At 45.1% G+C, this 14234-nt stretch carries 10 protein-coding genes and 1 tRNA gene; all 11 read right to left on the reverse strand.

The window, feature by feature from the left end:
- Positions 1 to 86: 86 nt before the first annotated feature.
- Positions 87 to 172, reverse strand: a tRNA-Leu gene (locus K1I94_RS07790).
- A 144-nt stretch (positions 173 to 316) separates the two neighbouring features.
- Positions 317 to 727 carry a GyrI-like domain-containing protein gene (locus tag K1I94_RS07795; protein ID WP_223314973.1) on the reverse strand — a complete coding sequence of 137 codons (411 nt, stop codon included), beginning with the start codon at positions 725 to 727 and terminating at the stop codon, positions 317 to 319.
- Between the two features lie 70 nt (positions 728 to 797).
- Positions 798 to 2411, reverse strand: a complete 1614-nt coding sequence (locus K1I94_RS07800) for a CTP synthase (protein WP_223314974.1) — start codon at positions 2409 to 2411, stop codon at positions 798 to 800.
- A gap of 197 nt (positions 2412 to 2608) precedes the next feature.
- Positions 2609 to 3295 carry a B3/B4 domain-containing protein gene (locus tag K1I94_RS07805; protein ID WP_223314975.1) on the reverse strand — a complete coding sequence of 229 codons (687 nt, stop codon included), beginning with the start codon at positions 3293 to 3295 and terminating at the stop codon, positions 2609 to 2611.
- A 120-nt stretch (positions 3296 to 3415) separates the two neighbouring features.
- Entirely contained in the window at positions 3416 to 4006 is a 591-nt protein-coding gene (rpoE, locus tag K1I94_RS07810; protein ID WP_002898937.1) for a DNA-directed RNA polymerase subunit delta, read from the reverse strand.
- A 183-nt stretch (positions 4007 to 4189) separates the two neighbouring features.
- Positions 4190 to 5473, reverse strand: coding sequence for a trigger factor (gene tig / locus K1I94_RS07815; protein WP_223314976.1), 1284 nt, complete (start codon positions 5471 to 5473; stop codon positions 4190 to 4192).
- Positions 5474 to 5552: 79 nt separating this feature from the next.
- Positions 5553 to 6116, reverse strand: a complete 564-nt coding sequence (locus K1I94_RS07820) for a TIGR01440 family protein (RefSeq protein WP_223314977.1) — start codon at positions 6114 to 6116, stop codon at positions 5553 to 5555.
- 12 nt (positions 6117 to 6128) lie between these two features.
- Positions 6129 to 6611, reverse strand: coding sequence for an ECF transporter S component (locus K1I94_RS07825; protein WP_223314978.1), 483 nt, complete (start codon positions 6609 to 6611; stop codon positions 6129 to 6131).
- Positions 6601 to 7362 (reverse strand): bifunctional hydroxymethylpyrimidine kinase/phosphomethylpyrimidine kinase, encoded by a 762-nt coding sequence (locus tag K1I94_RS07830; RefSeq protein ID WP_223314979.1) that lies wholly within the window; start codon positions 7360 to 7362, stop codon positions 6601 to 6603. The genes K1I94_RS07825 and K1I94_RS07830 overlap by 11 nt, the downstream gene beginning before the upstream one ends.
- Positions 7352 to 8101 carry a tRNA pseudouridine(38-40) synthase TruA gene (truA, locus tag K1I94_RS07835; protein WP_223314980.1) on the reverse strand — a complete coding sequence of 250 codons (750 nt, stop codon included), beginning with the start codon at positions 8099 to 8101 and terminating at the stop codon, positions 7352 to 7354. Before truA ends, K1I94_RS07830 begins: the two co-directional genes overlap by 11 nt.
- A gap of 254 nt (positions 8102 to 8355) precedes the next feature.
- Entirely contained in the window at positions 8356 to 14088 is a 5733-nt protein-coding gene (locus K1I94_RS07840) for a ZmpA/ZmpB/ZmpC family metallo-endopeptidase (protein WP_223314981.1), read from the reverse strand.
- Positions 14089 to 14234: the final 146 nt, after the last annotated feature.

Consider the following 14234-nt stretch of genomic DNA (forward strand, 5'->3'; position numbering starts at 1 on the left):
ATTTTAAAGAATTACAGGGAGACACTCAGCCTTTTTAAGCGTCTCTATCGCAAAAAGAAAAAGCTGACCGAAGTCAGCTTACTTGATGCGGAGAGAGGGACTTGAACCCTCACGACCTAAAGCGGTCACAGGATCCTTAGTCCTGCGCGTCTGCCAATTCCGCCATCCCCGCGATTGAGTACCTTACTAGTATAACAGGACAGCTAAGGCTTGTCAAGAAAATTTTTTAGTTTATTTCAAAAAATCAACTTTCTACTCAATCAGTAAAATTGGGAAATCTAAGCGAAAATGAAGCTAAGGACGGAACACAGAAAACTCAAGGTTGCTGATTCGCAATAAAGACAGCCACCGTTTGGTCGGGATCGTATTTTTCAAAGTCGAAAGTGTAATCTCGATTAAGCTCACCTGTTTCTTCTGCCTGCCAAATCCTCTGCCAAGCATGAAGAATCGCTTGAGGATCCTCCTTATCCGCTTCAAACACTTGATAGGTCTGCTCAGAGGTATCAAAATCATAGACTTCCCCATTTGTCAAACGGCAGATAGAGAGACTATAGTCTCCTTTGTAATCACTGGCATAGTCATGATAGACAGCATAGACCGGCTCCCCTTGGGCAAAAGCTTCTTTCACAGCTCCCTCTTGTTCCTGCCAGAGAGCTTGGATTTTTTCTACACAATGCTCATCTTGGAAATTATTAGTACGAATACTAGCTAAAATGTTTAGAAACATCTTCTTCCCTCCTTTTGTTTTTCATTATAACATTTCTCTAGAAAAGTCGCTTAGGTCAGACAAAACTAGTCTATTTCTCCTGGCTCTTTTCTACCGCTGCTGTGATAAAGGCTGTATAAAGACCTTCAGGTCGGTTCGGTCGGCTGGAAAGCTCTGGGTGGTACTGACAGGCCACGAAGAATTTGTTTTCTGGGATTTCCACTATTTCGACCAAGCGATTGTCTGGTGAAACTCCTGAAAATGTAAATCCGGCTGCCTCAAACTGCTCGCGAAAATCATTGTTAAACTCATAGCGATGACGGTGACGGCGCTGCACGACTTCTTGATAGTCGTAAGCCGCTGCTGCCTTAGAGCCACTCTTAAGTTTAGAAGGATAGAGCCCCAATCTCAGCGTTCCACCCAAGTCTTCGACATCAATCTGATCACGCATGAGGTCAATAATCGGATACGTTGTGTCTGGATTGAGCTCCGCTGAGTTGGCATCTGCCAATCCCAAGACGTGACGGGCAAATTCGACACAGGTTAGCTGCATGCCCAAGCAAATGCCCAGCATAGGCATATCCTGCTCACGCGCATAGCGGATTGCCTGAATCTTACCCTCAGTTCCTCTCTGACCAAAACCACCCGGAACGATAATCCCATCCGCACTTCCAAGAAGCTCTGCGGCGTTTTCGGCCGTTACCTGATTCGCATCAATCCAGTCAATCTTAACCTCCGCATCATTGGCATAGCCGGCATGCTTGAGCGCTTCGACAACTGAAATATAGGCATCTGGTAACTCGACATACTTGCCGACCAGAGCAATACGTACCTGCTTTTCCAGACTCATCACTTTCTCTACCATGGCTGACCACTCTGTCATATCCGCTGCCGGCACATCCAGCTTCAGATGGTCACAGACGATTTGGTCCATCTTTTGCGTCTGCAAATTGAGAGGAATTTGGTAAAGATGCTCCACATCCAGTGACTCAATGACCGCCTCCGGCGCCACATCACAGAATTGAGCCAGTTTATTTTTGATATTTTGTCCAGCTGGCTTCTCTGTGCGGATGACCAGCATATTAGGCTGAATCCCCAGACCTCGCAGCTCTTTGACAGAATGTTGAGTCGGTTTGGTCTTCATTTCACCGGCTGCCTTGAGATAGGGCAGGAGGGTCGTATGGATATACATGACATTGTCTGCTCCGACATCTGCCTTCATCTGACGCAAAGCCTCTAAGAAAGGAAGAGACTCAATGTCTCCAACTGTACCTCCGACCTCTGTGATAATCACATCCGAGTCCGTCGTCCTTGCTGCCCGCTTGATCTTGTCCTTAAGAGCATCTGTAATATGCGGAATGACTTGGACCGTCGCCCCCAAATACTCGCCTTTACGCTCCTTGCGTAGGACTTCGCTATAGATCTTACCAGTGGTGACATTGGAGTATTTATTGAGATTAATGTCAATAAAACGCTCATAGTGCCCCAGATCCAGATCCGTCTCAGCTCCATCATCTGTGACAAACACTTCCCCATGCTGATAAGGGCTCATGGTACCGGGATCAATATTGATATAAGGGTCAAATTTCTGAATCGTAACCTTGAGACCGCGATTCTTTAAAAGCCGCCCCAAGCTAGCTGCCACAATCCCTTTCCCGATAGAAGAAACTACACCACCGGTGACAAAAATATATTTAGTTGACATACATGCTCCTTTTCATAAAACAATTCGTTCCAGCAACTAAAAGGCTACTGAAATCTTACCTTGAGGAGGATTTTCCATAATCTGTCTGAAAAAGAAAAATAGCTCCCTGGAAACAGGAAGCTCTGACCTCTAAAAGAGGTGCCCGAACAGTATGATATCGCAAACCTAAAAAATTGTCAAATGATTTCATTCGGTTTTCATCCATTTTCACCAATACTGATGACATGTGTTTCGAATTCTACATCGGGCATGCACTCTGCTAAATCATGTCGGATTCGTTCCAAGGCTTCCAGACGCATTTCGACAGAGGTATTGGCATTCCCCTGAATGATGAAAATGGCATCCTTGGTCTCCTCATCAAACTTATAATACTCGCTGTCACGTACATCCAGCCAAGCCAAAATGCCTTTGGCATCCCGATAGACATAGTCCGTCTTGGCAACATGCTTCTCCTTGGACAAAATAGGCAGAAAAACATCTTCCTTTTGGCTTACAGTGAATTCTATCTGACCTTCAATCTTATCAAAATCATGCCCACCAATAGCAAGCAGAGAATGCAGGGCTTCGACATTATAAATATCAATAATGCTATTAATATGAGGGAGCGAGCCTCGGTGCTGGATATTGCGAATCAGAGCGGGAACCGTCGGAGGATTTTTCTTGACACTGCGACCTACGCGCTGGAGTATTTCTATATAACCTTGAACCACAGGCGACTCAAGCACCTCATCCAAGTCACAGTCCAGAGCCCAGTCTTCCATTTCCTTTTTCTTTTTTAGAAATGAGGGAGACAGTTCTGCATGAGGATTGACATTCTTAGCAATCCCGATAACAACACTCTTAATGCCTAAATCACCCAGACTCTTATCAATGACAAATTTCATAGCAGTCTTCCTCCATCTATTCTTTATTAAATTTTATTAGTATTCTACACCTTCCGAACTTATATTTCAAGGAATATTAAAAGAAACAAGGGATTTCGCCCCTTGCTTCTTTTGGTTGATTTATTCTTCCTCTTCGGTCTCCGTGTCTTCGTCAGAGTAGTCATCATCTTCTTCGTTGAGTTCGACTTCTTCACCTAGATCATCTGGAGCGATTTCGTTGATTTCAGCATCGTAAGCTTCCACTTCATTCTTCTCATCGTCTGGATTTTCCTCATCGTATGAGAGAGCTGGATCTGCTTCGTAGCCGTCCTCATCTTCTGGATCGTCATCGCTGTAGTCAATGGCATCCTCGTCGCCATCCATAAAGGCATTGACGCGTTTCTTCTTACGTTTCTTAGGTGCGTCGTCCTCATCAGTCTCTTCCAAGGCGATGATTTCTTCATCTACTTCGTCGATAGCATACCATGAACGCAGGCCCCATTTATTATCTCCCAGCGGAATAAAGCTGCCGTCTACATTGAGTTCTGTATAGAATAAAGGCAGAGCATCACGAATCTCACTGTTTGATTTTTCCAGATAGTTTTGAATTTCATTGACCAGATCATTAAAATACATCTCATGGTCGCGGCCGCGGGCTTCCAAAATGGCACGCGCCACTTCAATCATAGAAAGCTCACTTTTTTCCTGTCCAGCAAATACTTCTAATTCCAAAGTTGATCTCCTTTAAGATTAAGTAAAGGCTTGTCGCCCTCTTGCAATTTTTCGCTACTTTCTATTGTACGATAAATTTCTATTTTCGTCAAAAGAAAATCCAGGAAAAATCACGGAACAAGTACAAAAAAACTAGTGCATTTATACACTAGTTTCAAATGATATCATTTTGAATGATGAAGCTTATTTCACTTTCGCAGTGCTTGTAATCACTTCAACAGCTTTCTTGATAGCGATGTCGTGTTTCAGCATATCTTCTGACAGCAATTGACGAACACGTTCTACTTCCATGTTGTAGTCTGTAGCCAATGAAGTTACTTCTGCTTCGATTTCTTCTGCGCTAGCTTCAAAACCTTCAGCTTTAGCAACAGCTTCTACGACAAGGTTTGTCTTAGTGCGTGACTCAGCATCTGCTTCGTATTGCTTGTGCAGGTCTTCCTGAGTAGTTCCAGTGATTTGGAAGTACATGTCAGGTGAGATTCCTTGGCGTTGCATGTTGCCCAAGAATTCATTAACAGCACGGTGTACTTCTTCGTGGACCATTTCTGCTGGCAAGTCAACGATTTCAGCATTTGCTACTGCTTGATCAATAGCTGCTGCTTCTACCGCATCCTTATAAGCTGTTTCCTTAGCTTCTGACAATTCTTTGCGGTACTTTTCTTTCAGCTCGTCAAGCGTTTCAACTTCTTCGTCGATATCTTTTGCAAGTTCATCGTCCAATGCTGGAACTTCTTTTTCTTTAACTTCGTGAATAGTTGTCACAAACTTAGCTTCCTTGCCTGCCAAGTCTTCTGCTTGGTAGTCTTCTGGGAAAGTTACGACAACATCCACTGTTTCACCTGCACTGTGGCCAACCAACTGCTCTTCAAATCCTGGGATGAATTGACCGCTGCCCAGTCCAAGTGAGAAGTTATCGCCCTTGCCGCCGTCAAATTCAACGCCGTCAACAGATCCAACAAAGTCAATCACAACTGTATCACCGTCTGCTGCTGGACCTTCTTTGAGAACCAACTCAGCCAAGTTGTTACGCTCACGCTCAATGCGCTCATCTACTTCAGTGTCAGTCACTTCTTTAGTAGCTTCAACAGTTACTTCCAAGTCTTTGTAAGCACCCAGCTTAACTTCTGGCTTAGTGACTACTTCAGCTTTGATGACCCAGTCTTGGCCTTTTTCCATAGACTCGACATCAAACTGAGGCTGAGCAACTACTTCGATACCTGCTTCTTTAACAGCAGCTTCGTATGCTTCTGGAAGAAGAGCGTTCAAAGCATCTTGGTAAAGGGCTTCTTCACCAAAACGTTGGTTGAAGATAGCACGTGGAAGGCGACCTTTACGGAAACCTGGTACAGCAATATCTTTTTTTACTGAGTTAAATACACGGTCCAAGGCTGGCTTGATTTTCTCTTGACTGATGCTAAAAGTCAAAAGGCCGCGATTTGTTTCTTTGTTTTCAAATGATACAGACATTCTGTCATTTCTCCTTAAAATTTATTGAATACAACCCATTATAGCATAATTAGAGTTTTTTTCAAAATTATTTTTCCTTTTATCCCTTCCTGATTTTATCCTCTGTATAGGCCGCTCTGGCGCCGCCAATTAGCTTGGGACGGCTGGCTAAAGCTGTGACATGGGCAGCTCCCAATTCCTTGAGAATCGGTCGGATAGGAATCTGCACATGCTTGACATGCATGCCAATAGCAGTATCGCCAATATCCAGCCCCGCCTGAGCAACAATAAACTCTACCTCAACAGGATCCTTCATGTATTGAAAAGCCGCTAGCTGACCGCTGCCTCCAGCATGAAGAGTAGGCAGAACATTGACTATCTCCAAATCCTTCTTGTTCGCCAAGGCTCTTTCGACTACGAGGGCCCGATTGAGATGCTCACATCCCTGAACTGCCAGAAAGATATCCTTCTCTTCTAAGATATCCAGTATGGTTTTGACAATGACCTGTCCGACTTCCAGACTGGAATTCTGACCGATATGGCCTCCGACAACCTCACTAGAGGATAGACCCAGAACAAAAATATCTCCCTCGACCAAGGCAGCCTTGTCCAAAACATCTAGAAGAATCTGACGAGTGTCTGCTCCAATCTTAGCTAAGTCCATGTCTCACCTCACTTATTTCACTGTGACTGTCTTTTTCAAACTCTCTGGGAAGGCCTTGTAAAAAGCAAAACCGACCGCTAAACCAAAAGCATTCTGCATAAAATTACTTAAGATTTCGGCTAGGGCAGCCCCGACACCATTCATGATACTACCAAAGAGGGCGTAGCCGCCGACCATAGCTGCTGCAGCCAAGACCAGCCCAAGGTAGCGTTTCTTACCCTCAAAGCCAGCAAAGAAACCTTGAAGTCCGTGGCAAATCAGACTGAAAATCATCCATTGGGGATAGCCGGCAATCATATCAATCAAAAAGCCCGAAAGTCCTCCGACAATAGCCGCTTCCTTGCGGCCAAAGTAGAAGGCTGTAAAATAAATCCCTGCATCCAGCAGCGTCAAAAATCCTGTCGCCGTTGGGATTTTCATAAAATTCCCCAAAACCACAGATAGAGCTGTGATAAAAGCTAAGATAACTAATTTTTTAACTTGATTATTTCTCATACTGAACTACCCCATATTGATCTGAGCGCTGAATCGCTCGGTAAACAAAATCTTTAGACACTTGAACTGCTTCAAGAGGAGACTTGCCGATAAGCAGCTGACTGGCAATGCTGGAAGCAAATGTGCAGCCTGCTCCGGTATTGTTGCTAGCCAGCACTGGCGATTCCATGATTTCAAAATTTTGACCGTCATAGTAAACATCCACCGCCCGCTCCTTGCTTAAGCGATTACCGCCCTTAATCACCACATGCTCGGCCCCCAAATCATAGAGCTCCTTGGCTGCAGCCTGCATATCCTCCAGACTTTTGATTTCTTTTTGGGTTAATAGCTGAGCTTCTGCCAGATTTGGCGTGATGATACTGACATAAGGAAAGAACTTGATGATTTCTTCTCTCAGTGCACTGACTTCCAAGTCATGATTTTCCTTGCAGACCAGAACAGGATCCAGCACAACTGGTATATCCGCATGCTGCTTGACAAAAGCCAAAGCCTGCTCTGCTATTTGCAGATTGGGTAAAAGCCCTATCTTAATAGCAGAAAAAGGAACATCCTTGAGACTGGCCAACTGCTGGGCAAAAACCTCTTCCTCAACTGGAATGACCTCAAATCCCTTATCAGTCATAGCCGTCAGGCAAGTCACAGCTACGAATCCATGCAGACCATTGACTGTATAGGTAGCCAAATCAGCGTGTAGCCCGCCGCCGCTGAAAATATCATTGCCCGAAAGGGCTAAAATCAACTTATTCTTCATAACGAATCTCCTTTAGATAGAGGCCGTTTGGACCAGCTGTTGGTCCTGCCAGATGGCGGTCTTTCTCCGCTAAAATCCTCTGAATCTGCTCCACCGGCATGCGCTTGTTGCCAATCTTGAGCAGGGTACCGACCATATTGCGGATCTGCTTGTAGAGAAAGCCATTGCCCGAAAAAGTAAAGACTAGAAAATTACGCTCCGCATCATAGCGGACCTTGGCCTCGGTGATGGTCCGAACCTTGTCTTCCACGCTGGTCCCCGAAGCCGTAAATCCAGTAAAATCATGCGTCCCCTCTAACTGAGCAATCGCCTCTTCTATCAGACTCAGCTCCAAAGGATAAGGATAATGCGTAGCATAATGGCGCATCATAGGATTTTTAGGCCGGCCAATATCCACCAAAAATTCATAGGTTTTGCTGTGCTTATTGTAGCGAGAATGAAAATCATCCGATACCCGCTCCACACTGATAAAATCAATATCTTCTGGCGTCTGGGTATCCAAGGCAAAACGCAATTTTTCTTCATCCCGCTCTTCTGGTAAATCAAAATGCAGGACTTGTCCTAGAGCATGGACACCGCTGTCGGTCCGGCCCGCTCCATGAATCACCACGGGCTGGCCGTTATTGATACGAGTCAGGGTCTTTTCAATCTCTTCCTGAACGCTTCTGGCATGGGGCTGTCGCTGAAAGCCAGCAAAGCCATAACCATCATAGGAAATAATCGCTTTATATCGTGTCATGTGTTTATTTTAGCAGGAAAAAAAGCCCCCAGCAAGCCCTAAAAGCAGGAACTGTCTGGGGACAGATTTTTATGAGAATACCGTATAAAATTAGGGATAATCTGTGCTTTGACTTGCTATTATCAACAAAACAACCCATCTGAATCAGACTGTCAGTGACGACACAAACAGAGCAAATTCAAATGGGTTATTGATTGCATATTGCTGAAGGTCATTATTTGCAGCTACTCATGTAGGCAATTAAACACTTTTTCTTAGGAACCCCAAATGGAGTTTTCATCCATAAAGCTGTTGGTGTTCTTGAGCAACTGCGTAAAGACAGCGTACTTGAAGTCCTTGGTTGCCCGTTCATCGACACGAGACTTCTTCAGATCCTTGTCAACAGCTTCTGCAAAGCCAGCTTTCAGCTCTTCATAAGTACTATAGACTTTTCCGTTGACAGTCACTGGCTTAATACCTGAGCTTTGTGCCTTATCCACAACTTTTCTGAAGTAAGCTTTCTTGAAGGCTTCCATGGTTTCAAATTCGCCTTCAGAAATTTGCTTGATGATAAAGTTGTCGCTCAAACCAGTCACACCTTGATCATTGGCTGTCTTACGGTGTTTATTGGAAGCATAGCTTACAAAGCCTTTTTCATAACCATAGTAACCCCAGATTCTGAAGGTATTGTGCTTGAACATCAAGGCACCTGGTGCTCCAGTATTGTTTTGACCACCACCATAGATACCTGTCATAAAGTCGATCGCAATGTAACTAGAGTCATAGTCAGCAGGGTTATAGGTTCGATTGTCAACCGCACGGTTAGACAGCAAGCCTTGGTCAACCAAGTCCTCTACAGAAGAGACTGACATGGCCGCTTTCTCCTCTGCTGTCAACTCTCTTACGACGTCATATTGGGTTCGAGGATCCACAACTTTCGGTTCAACCTTCTTGAACCATTTGGCTGCTGCTTCATTTCCTTTGGCAACAACAGCTTGACCTTCAAGGTAATCCAGCAGCATGAGGGTATCATTATAGCCCTTCATATAATGGTCGATGTCTGCTCGGTTCTTGAAGAGACTTGGCGAGCTATTGAAAATGAGACTACCATTATTTGGACGATCAAAGGCCATATTGAGACCCAGAGCACCCCAGCCTGGCTGATCAGGAACAGGCGATTGGAGCAGACCTTGGGCATAGCCTTCTGGTCCGATTCCTTGTCGTCTGCCATGTCCGCCCAGATAAATATAGCCGTCATTGACGTGGGTAAGCTCGTGCGTGAAGACGGACACACCGTATTCCGTCAAGAGGTCAAAGGCCTCGAAGTTCACACGGATTGAACCAGCAGCATGGGCACCATAACCATTGGACTTGTACCAGCCACCAGCTCTGCCACCAACTAGGTTAAAGAACTCGCGGGATGGTGCATAAGGATTGCCCTTATTATCATTTCCGTTGACATCAATCCAGCCACGTCCTTCTACATCAAAACCATCCCATACAGCCGTTACATTTTGCTTGACCATTCTGGACTTGATATCATCTGAGAGCAGTTTGTACCAAGTGTCTACGTGATTTCGATGCTGGGTCGCTACTTCCTTGATGCGTGCGTTAAATCGTTCATCAGACCATGACCGGCGCTTGTCTCTGTTGACAAAGGCCATCGTGCTATAGTTTGACAGAATAGCTAAGCGCGTATTCTTCAAGGTTAGCAACGGAAGGATATAGTTGCTGAAATATTCAGAGTTGAGGTTGTCAAAGACGCGATACTTAGCAGACTTGATCTCCTCGACTTCTGACTGGCGTTCTTCAAACTGAATAAAGCCTCGAGTTGCATCCTTGAACCAAGAATCCATGTCCGCAAAGTCAGTCAGCAGGCGACGGTTGTAATCCAAGTAAGCCACCAAATCACTAGACTTGGACTCAGCCTTCAACTGACGCGCAAACATATTGACATTGTCTGCCCCTTTCAGTTGATTTTCTGTCGAACGACCAATCTTAATCAAGCGATCCAGCAATGACACTTTTTCACCATAGAAGTCTGGTTTGAAGAGCACTAGCTCCTTGAGGTTATAGTCGCCAAACTTGAGATCGTAATAACGGTTGAGGTAGGTCAGACCGAGCATGATAGCGGTCTTGTTCTCTTCGATTTTAGCTTTCAGAGCTTCATTAGCTGCTGGATTGTCAGCATGGAATCTTGTCCATTCATTGGCCAGGAGCTTACCAAGCATATCCTGCAAGTTGGCTTTCACTTCAGCCAGAGATTCATCCAGGAAGAGGCGCTTCACTTTATTGACCTTGTCATTATCATTAGGCAGACCAACAGAACGATAGACTTCATCACTGTATAGTTCAAAACTCTTCAAGCTCTCAGTCAGCTGGGTCAGCAAGTCTTCCTTGACTGCCGTTGAGTGATTTGGAGTATAGACTGTACCAAGCTCTGCAATCTGATATTCCGGCAGAGCCGTCTCTTCAAATCGTGCTTGATTTTGAAGATTGTAAATAGTCTTGCTTCCGTCTGCAAAATGGACTAAGATCTTATCTGAATCCGTTCCGCCAGCAACAAACTGATTGCCCTTCAGGGCTTGAACTGCTAATACTTTCTTAGTCAACAGGTCGCCCGCCTTACCAGCATCCACCAGCTTATTGGCCTCATGAATCAAGAATTCTTGATTGTAGAAAGGCATAAAGCGCTCTAGGTTCTGATAAAGCTGTTCATTTTCTGCCTTGTACCCTGGCTTATCCTGATAAGTACTTGTTCTCAGGATAGCAGCATTTAGCTTCTCAGTTGTTACTTCATTTGCGCTGGTTTGTTCAAGAGCCGTAATCCGATAGCTCTTGACTTTTTGCTCCGCTTCAGCTTCTGTCAAGCGGCGGAACTTGGCATCTTTTCCTGTCTTGGTTCCAGAGCTTTGTCCCTGAACCCCAAAAAGGTTTTGGAGTTTTTGCCCCATCCAAGCGTCGGTAATCTCATTATCTGAGCTAAAGAGCTCTTTACCGTTCACTACTGTGGCATAGCTGACTGTGTCATTGATAGTTCCATACGGCCAAATGGAAGCAGCAATACCAGCTGCATTTCTTGAGCCTGCATCCTCTAACTTACCTTTGGCAACGGACTGAGTGAGCTTGCCCCAATTACCCCAGCCTGCACCTGAATAGTTAGTGAAGTTTTGAGCGACCAGCATACCTGCATTTTGACCACTCTTAACCCAAATATCTGCTTCGACATAAGCTCGGCTTACTAAGGACATGGCGTTGGTTCCTGCGATACCGGCGGTGACAGAGTTTCCACCCTTGGACTTAATACGGCCCTTAAAGGAAACATTTTCAACTCGAGATTGACCTTCTATATTGTTAACCAGACCGGCAATATGGTCTCTTCCTTCCAAGTATCCTTGGACATTGACGTTTTCGATTACTCCTTTATTCTTCAAGCGAGCAGCAATTGTCGCAATTGTATCGCCCGCTTGCGAATCTGGATAAACCATATTGACCCGCTTAAAGTCAATATCCTTGACCGTTCCGCCAGTAATCGTATCAAATAGAGGATGTGCCAAGTCTAAAATCGCATGACGCTCACCATTTTGCCCCCCAATCAGCTGGCCTTTGAATTCACCTTGCAGGTAAGACTTGCTGTTAGCTGGTTTGTCAATCAGCTTGGCACTGATACTGCGGCCCAGAATAAAGGTTCCAGAAGGATTTTCCTTGATGCCATCCAAGAGGTCTTGGAAATCATAGTAGACATTCCCTTCACGCTTCTTGGCCTTTTCCAGATAAAAATCAAAGCTGTTTTGAAGACCAGTTGCGCTTCTTTGCAGCAAGTCTGGCAGCTGAGCCTGGATCTTAAAGACAGGTTGGTTATCAACGACCTCTTCCTCAATAGAGGTAACCGGCAGGACAGTGTCCTTGAACTGATCAGATGTAAAGTGCAGATAATATTGGTCCAGATTTGCTGGTTTTTCAGCCAAAGTAGGCATCAATTTTGTCTGGCCATTTTCAACCTTCATCAAGGAGACATTAGTAATCGATTTGAGCTCTACTTTCTTCAGATCAAGCTGGACTGTCTCTTGAGCTAGTTCCTGACTTTCAGGGCCATTTCCTAAGTCATAGGACAGAGTCGTCTCAACCTTATACAGAGTATAGTAGTCCAAACCACTGAAGCTAGTAGTCAGCTGGCCTGCCGCCAAATTCTGCTCAGCTATCAGCTGGCCATCTTTCTTCAGACGAACATGAGCACTAGTAAAGGCTTGATCTCTGTCCGTCAGCTGGTATTGGACCTGAACTGATTTCTGCAACTCATCCTTCTTAACCGCTGAAACAGTCAGAGTTGGCGCTGTTTTAAGAGCCAATAAGTCGGCTAAAGCCTGCTTGAGTTGGTTGACACCCGCATCTATTTCATCTTGACTTGACGAAGTTTGATAAACCGTCGCAGCCATATTCTTAATTGCTTGCAGCTGCTGATAGGATTGATTGGTGTAAACTCCTGGATCCACAGCTGCTGCTAAAGCTAGCTGCTTGCTCAATTCTTCTTTATTGATGCGAGCCTTGCTACCTCGAGTGACCACTGTATCAACTGCTTCGTGCAAGATTCTTTCAGTAGTTTGCGGCTCTGATATGCGATTCCCGTCCAAGACTTCATAGCTGGTTACAATTTCTTTTTGTCCTGGAGTTCCATCGACAGTGGTCTCCTCATCAAGATACTTGCTATCATCTGTCTTGTTGACAACTTGAGGTTCTATCGTTTCTAGCTTGATGTCTGTATGTAGACTAGGCTGTTCTGGCTGAACTGTCGACTCACCATTAACGCCACCTGTGTATTCTGGCAAAGCTGGCTCAACTGGAGCCACGTCACTAACTGTAGCTACTGGAGCATCATAGACTGGATTGTCTGCTTGAAATGTCGATTCGCCGTTAACGCCGCCTGTATATTCTGGGAGAGCGGGCTCAACCGGAGCCAAGTCACTAACTGTAGCTACTGGAGCATCATAGACCGGATTGTCTGCTTGAACTAGCGATTCGCCATTAACGCCGCCTGTGTATTCTGGGAGGGCGGGCTCAACTGGAGCCGTGTCTCCAACTTTACCAACTGGGGCAGTATAGACTGGAGTTTCCGCTTGAACTAGCGACTCACCGTTCACAGCGCCGCTGTACTCTGGCAAGGCGGGCTCTTGTAAACTTTCCCCTTTCGCCGTTTCTATAGGTGGATTTGACGGCTGAGGAGCTGGACTAAGATTTGGAGCTGGAGCTGGAGTTGGAAGATTCCCTATCTGGCCAGAATCACTTTCATCAGGATTCAGCTGATACTGCAACCCTGCCTGAGCAGCTCGATCAATAGAATCAGAAGCCTCTTTTGCAGATTCTGACACTTCTGCTTGCGCTTGAGCCTCTTGACCAGCTGGCAGAGAGGCCGGCTTGTTATCTGTCAAAGTACGCAAATCAGAAGCTGTAAAGTAACCGATATAGTTATAGCCTGCAATAGTCACATCCGCTTCAGAAACTGCTGACGAAACCGCAACTTGACGGTTATAGGAAAGTAATTCCCGATTTTCTAGCGCAAACGCTTGAGGAGACTGTAACACAGTTTGTCCCAAGCTACCTAGCAAAAGCACTCCTAGTAACTTACCAGATTTCTTTCGTGAGAAAACCAGGACAGCCAAAATAGCCGTTCCCGCAAATAAGCCGAGAAGCGGCTGACCGTTATTTCCTGTACTCGGCAAGACAGTTTGCCCATCTTGCTTCCGATAAATCAGGTAATAATTTTCCCCTGTTTGCAGATTTTCAGGCAGACCTTTCTTAATCAGCCCTTTTTCCTGCTCTGTTAGCTCTTGCTCTTCAACATAAGTATAGTGAGCAGTCGCACCGCCTCCTACTTCATCCGCAGCAACAGTCGAGCTGGACAAAAAGCTCCCAAAAATCAGAGCTGCAATGGCAACCGAGCCCACACCGACTGACAATTTGCGAATCGAATATTTCTGAATTCGCTCCTGCACTTTTTCAAAACGTTTCACTTTATAAATCCCCTTTTTCCTAAAATGTATAAAGCTAATCTCCCAATATCTCCCTAGCCAACTCCCCAGCAGGCTAAAAAGATGCGTTTTATACATATAGTATTATCATATATCTTTTAGGAAATTTTTACAATAGATTTTACTTA

Origin of the sequence: Streptococcus sanguinis, from assembly GCF_019929145.1 — a bacterium.
GTDB classification, from domain to species: Bacteria; Bacillota; Bacilli; order Lactobacillales; family Streptococcaceae; genus Streptococcus; species Streptococcus sanguinis_U.

What these genes read in the sequence shown, in the direction of transcription:
- K1I94_RS07795 (WP_223314973.1), bottom strand. Translation starts at nt 727, where the DNA reads ATGTTTCTAAACATTTTAGCTAGTATTCGTACTAATAATTTCCAAGAT.
- K1I94_RS07800 (WP_223314974.1), bottom strand. Translation starts at nt 2,411, where the DNA reads ATGTCAACTAAATATATTTTTGTCACCGGTGGTGTAGTTTCTTCTATC.
- K1I94_RS07805 (WP_223314975.1), bottom strand. Translation starts at nt 3,295, where the DNA reads ATGAAATTTGTCATTGATAAGAGTCTGGGTGATTTAGGCATTAAGAGT.
- tig (WP_223314976.1), bottom strand. Translation starts at nt 5,473, where the DNA reads ATGTCTGTATCATTTGAAAACAAAGAAACAAATCGCGGCCTTTTGACT.
- K1I94_RS07820 (WP_223314977.1), bottom strand. Translation starts at nt 6,116, where the DNA reads ATGGACTTAGCTAAGATTGGAGCAGACACTCGTCAGATTCTTCTAGAT.
- K1I94_RS07825 (WP_223314978.1), bottom strand. Translation starts at nt 6,611, where the DNA reads ATGAGAAATAATCAAGTTAAAAAATTAGTTATCTTAGCTTTTATCACA.
- K1I94_RS07830 (WP_223314979.1), bottom strand. Translation starts at nt 7,362, where the DNA reads ATGAAGAATAAGTTGATTTTAGCCCTTTCGGGCAATGATATTTTCAGC.
- truA (WP_223314980.1), bottom strand. Translation starts at nt 8,101, where the DNA reads ATGACACGATATAAAGCGATTATTTCCTATGATGGTTATGGCTTTGCT.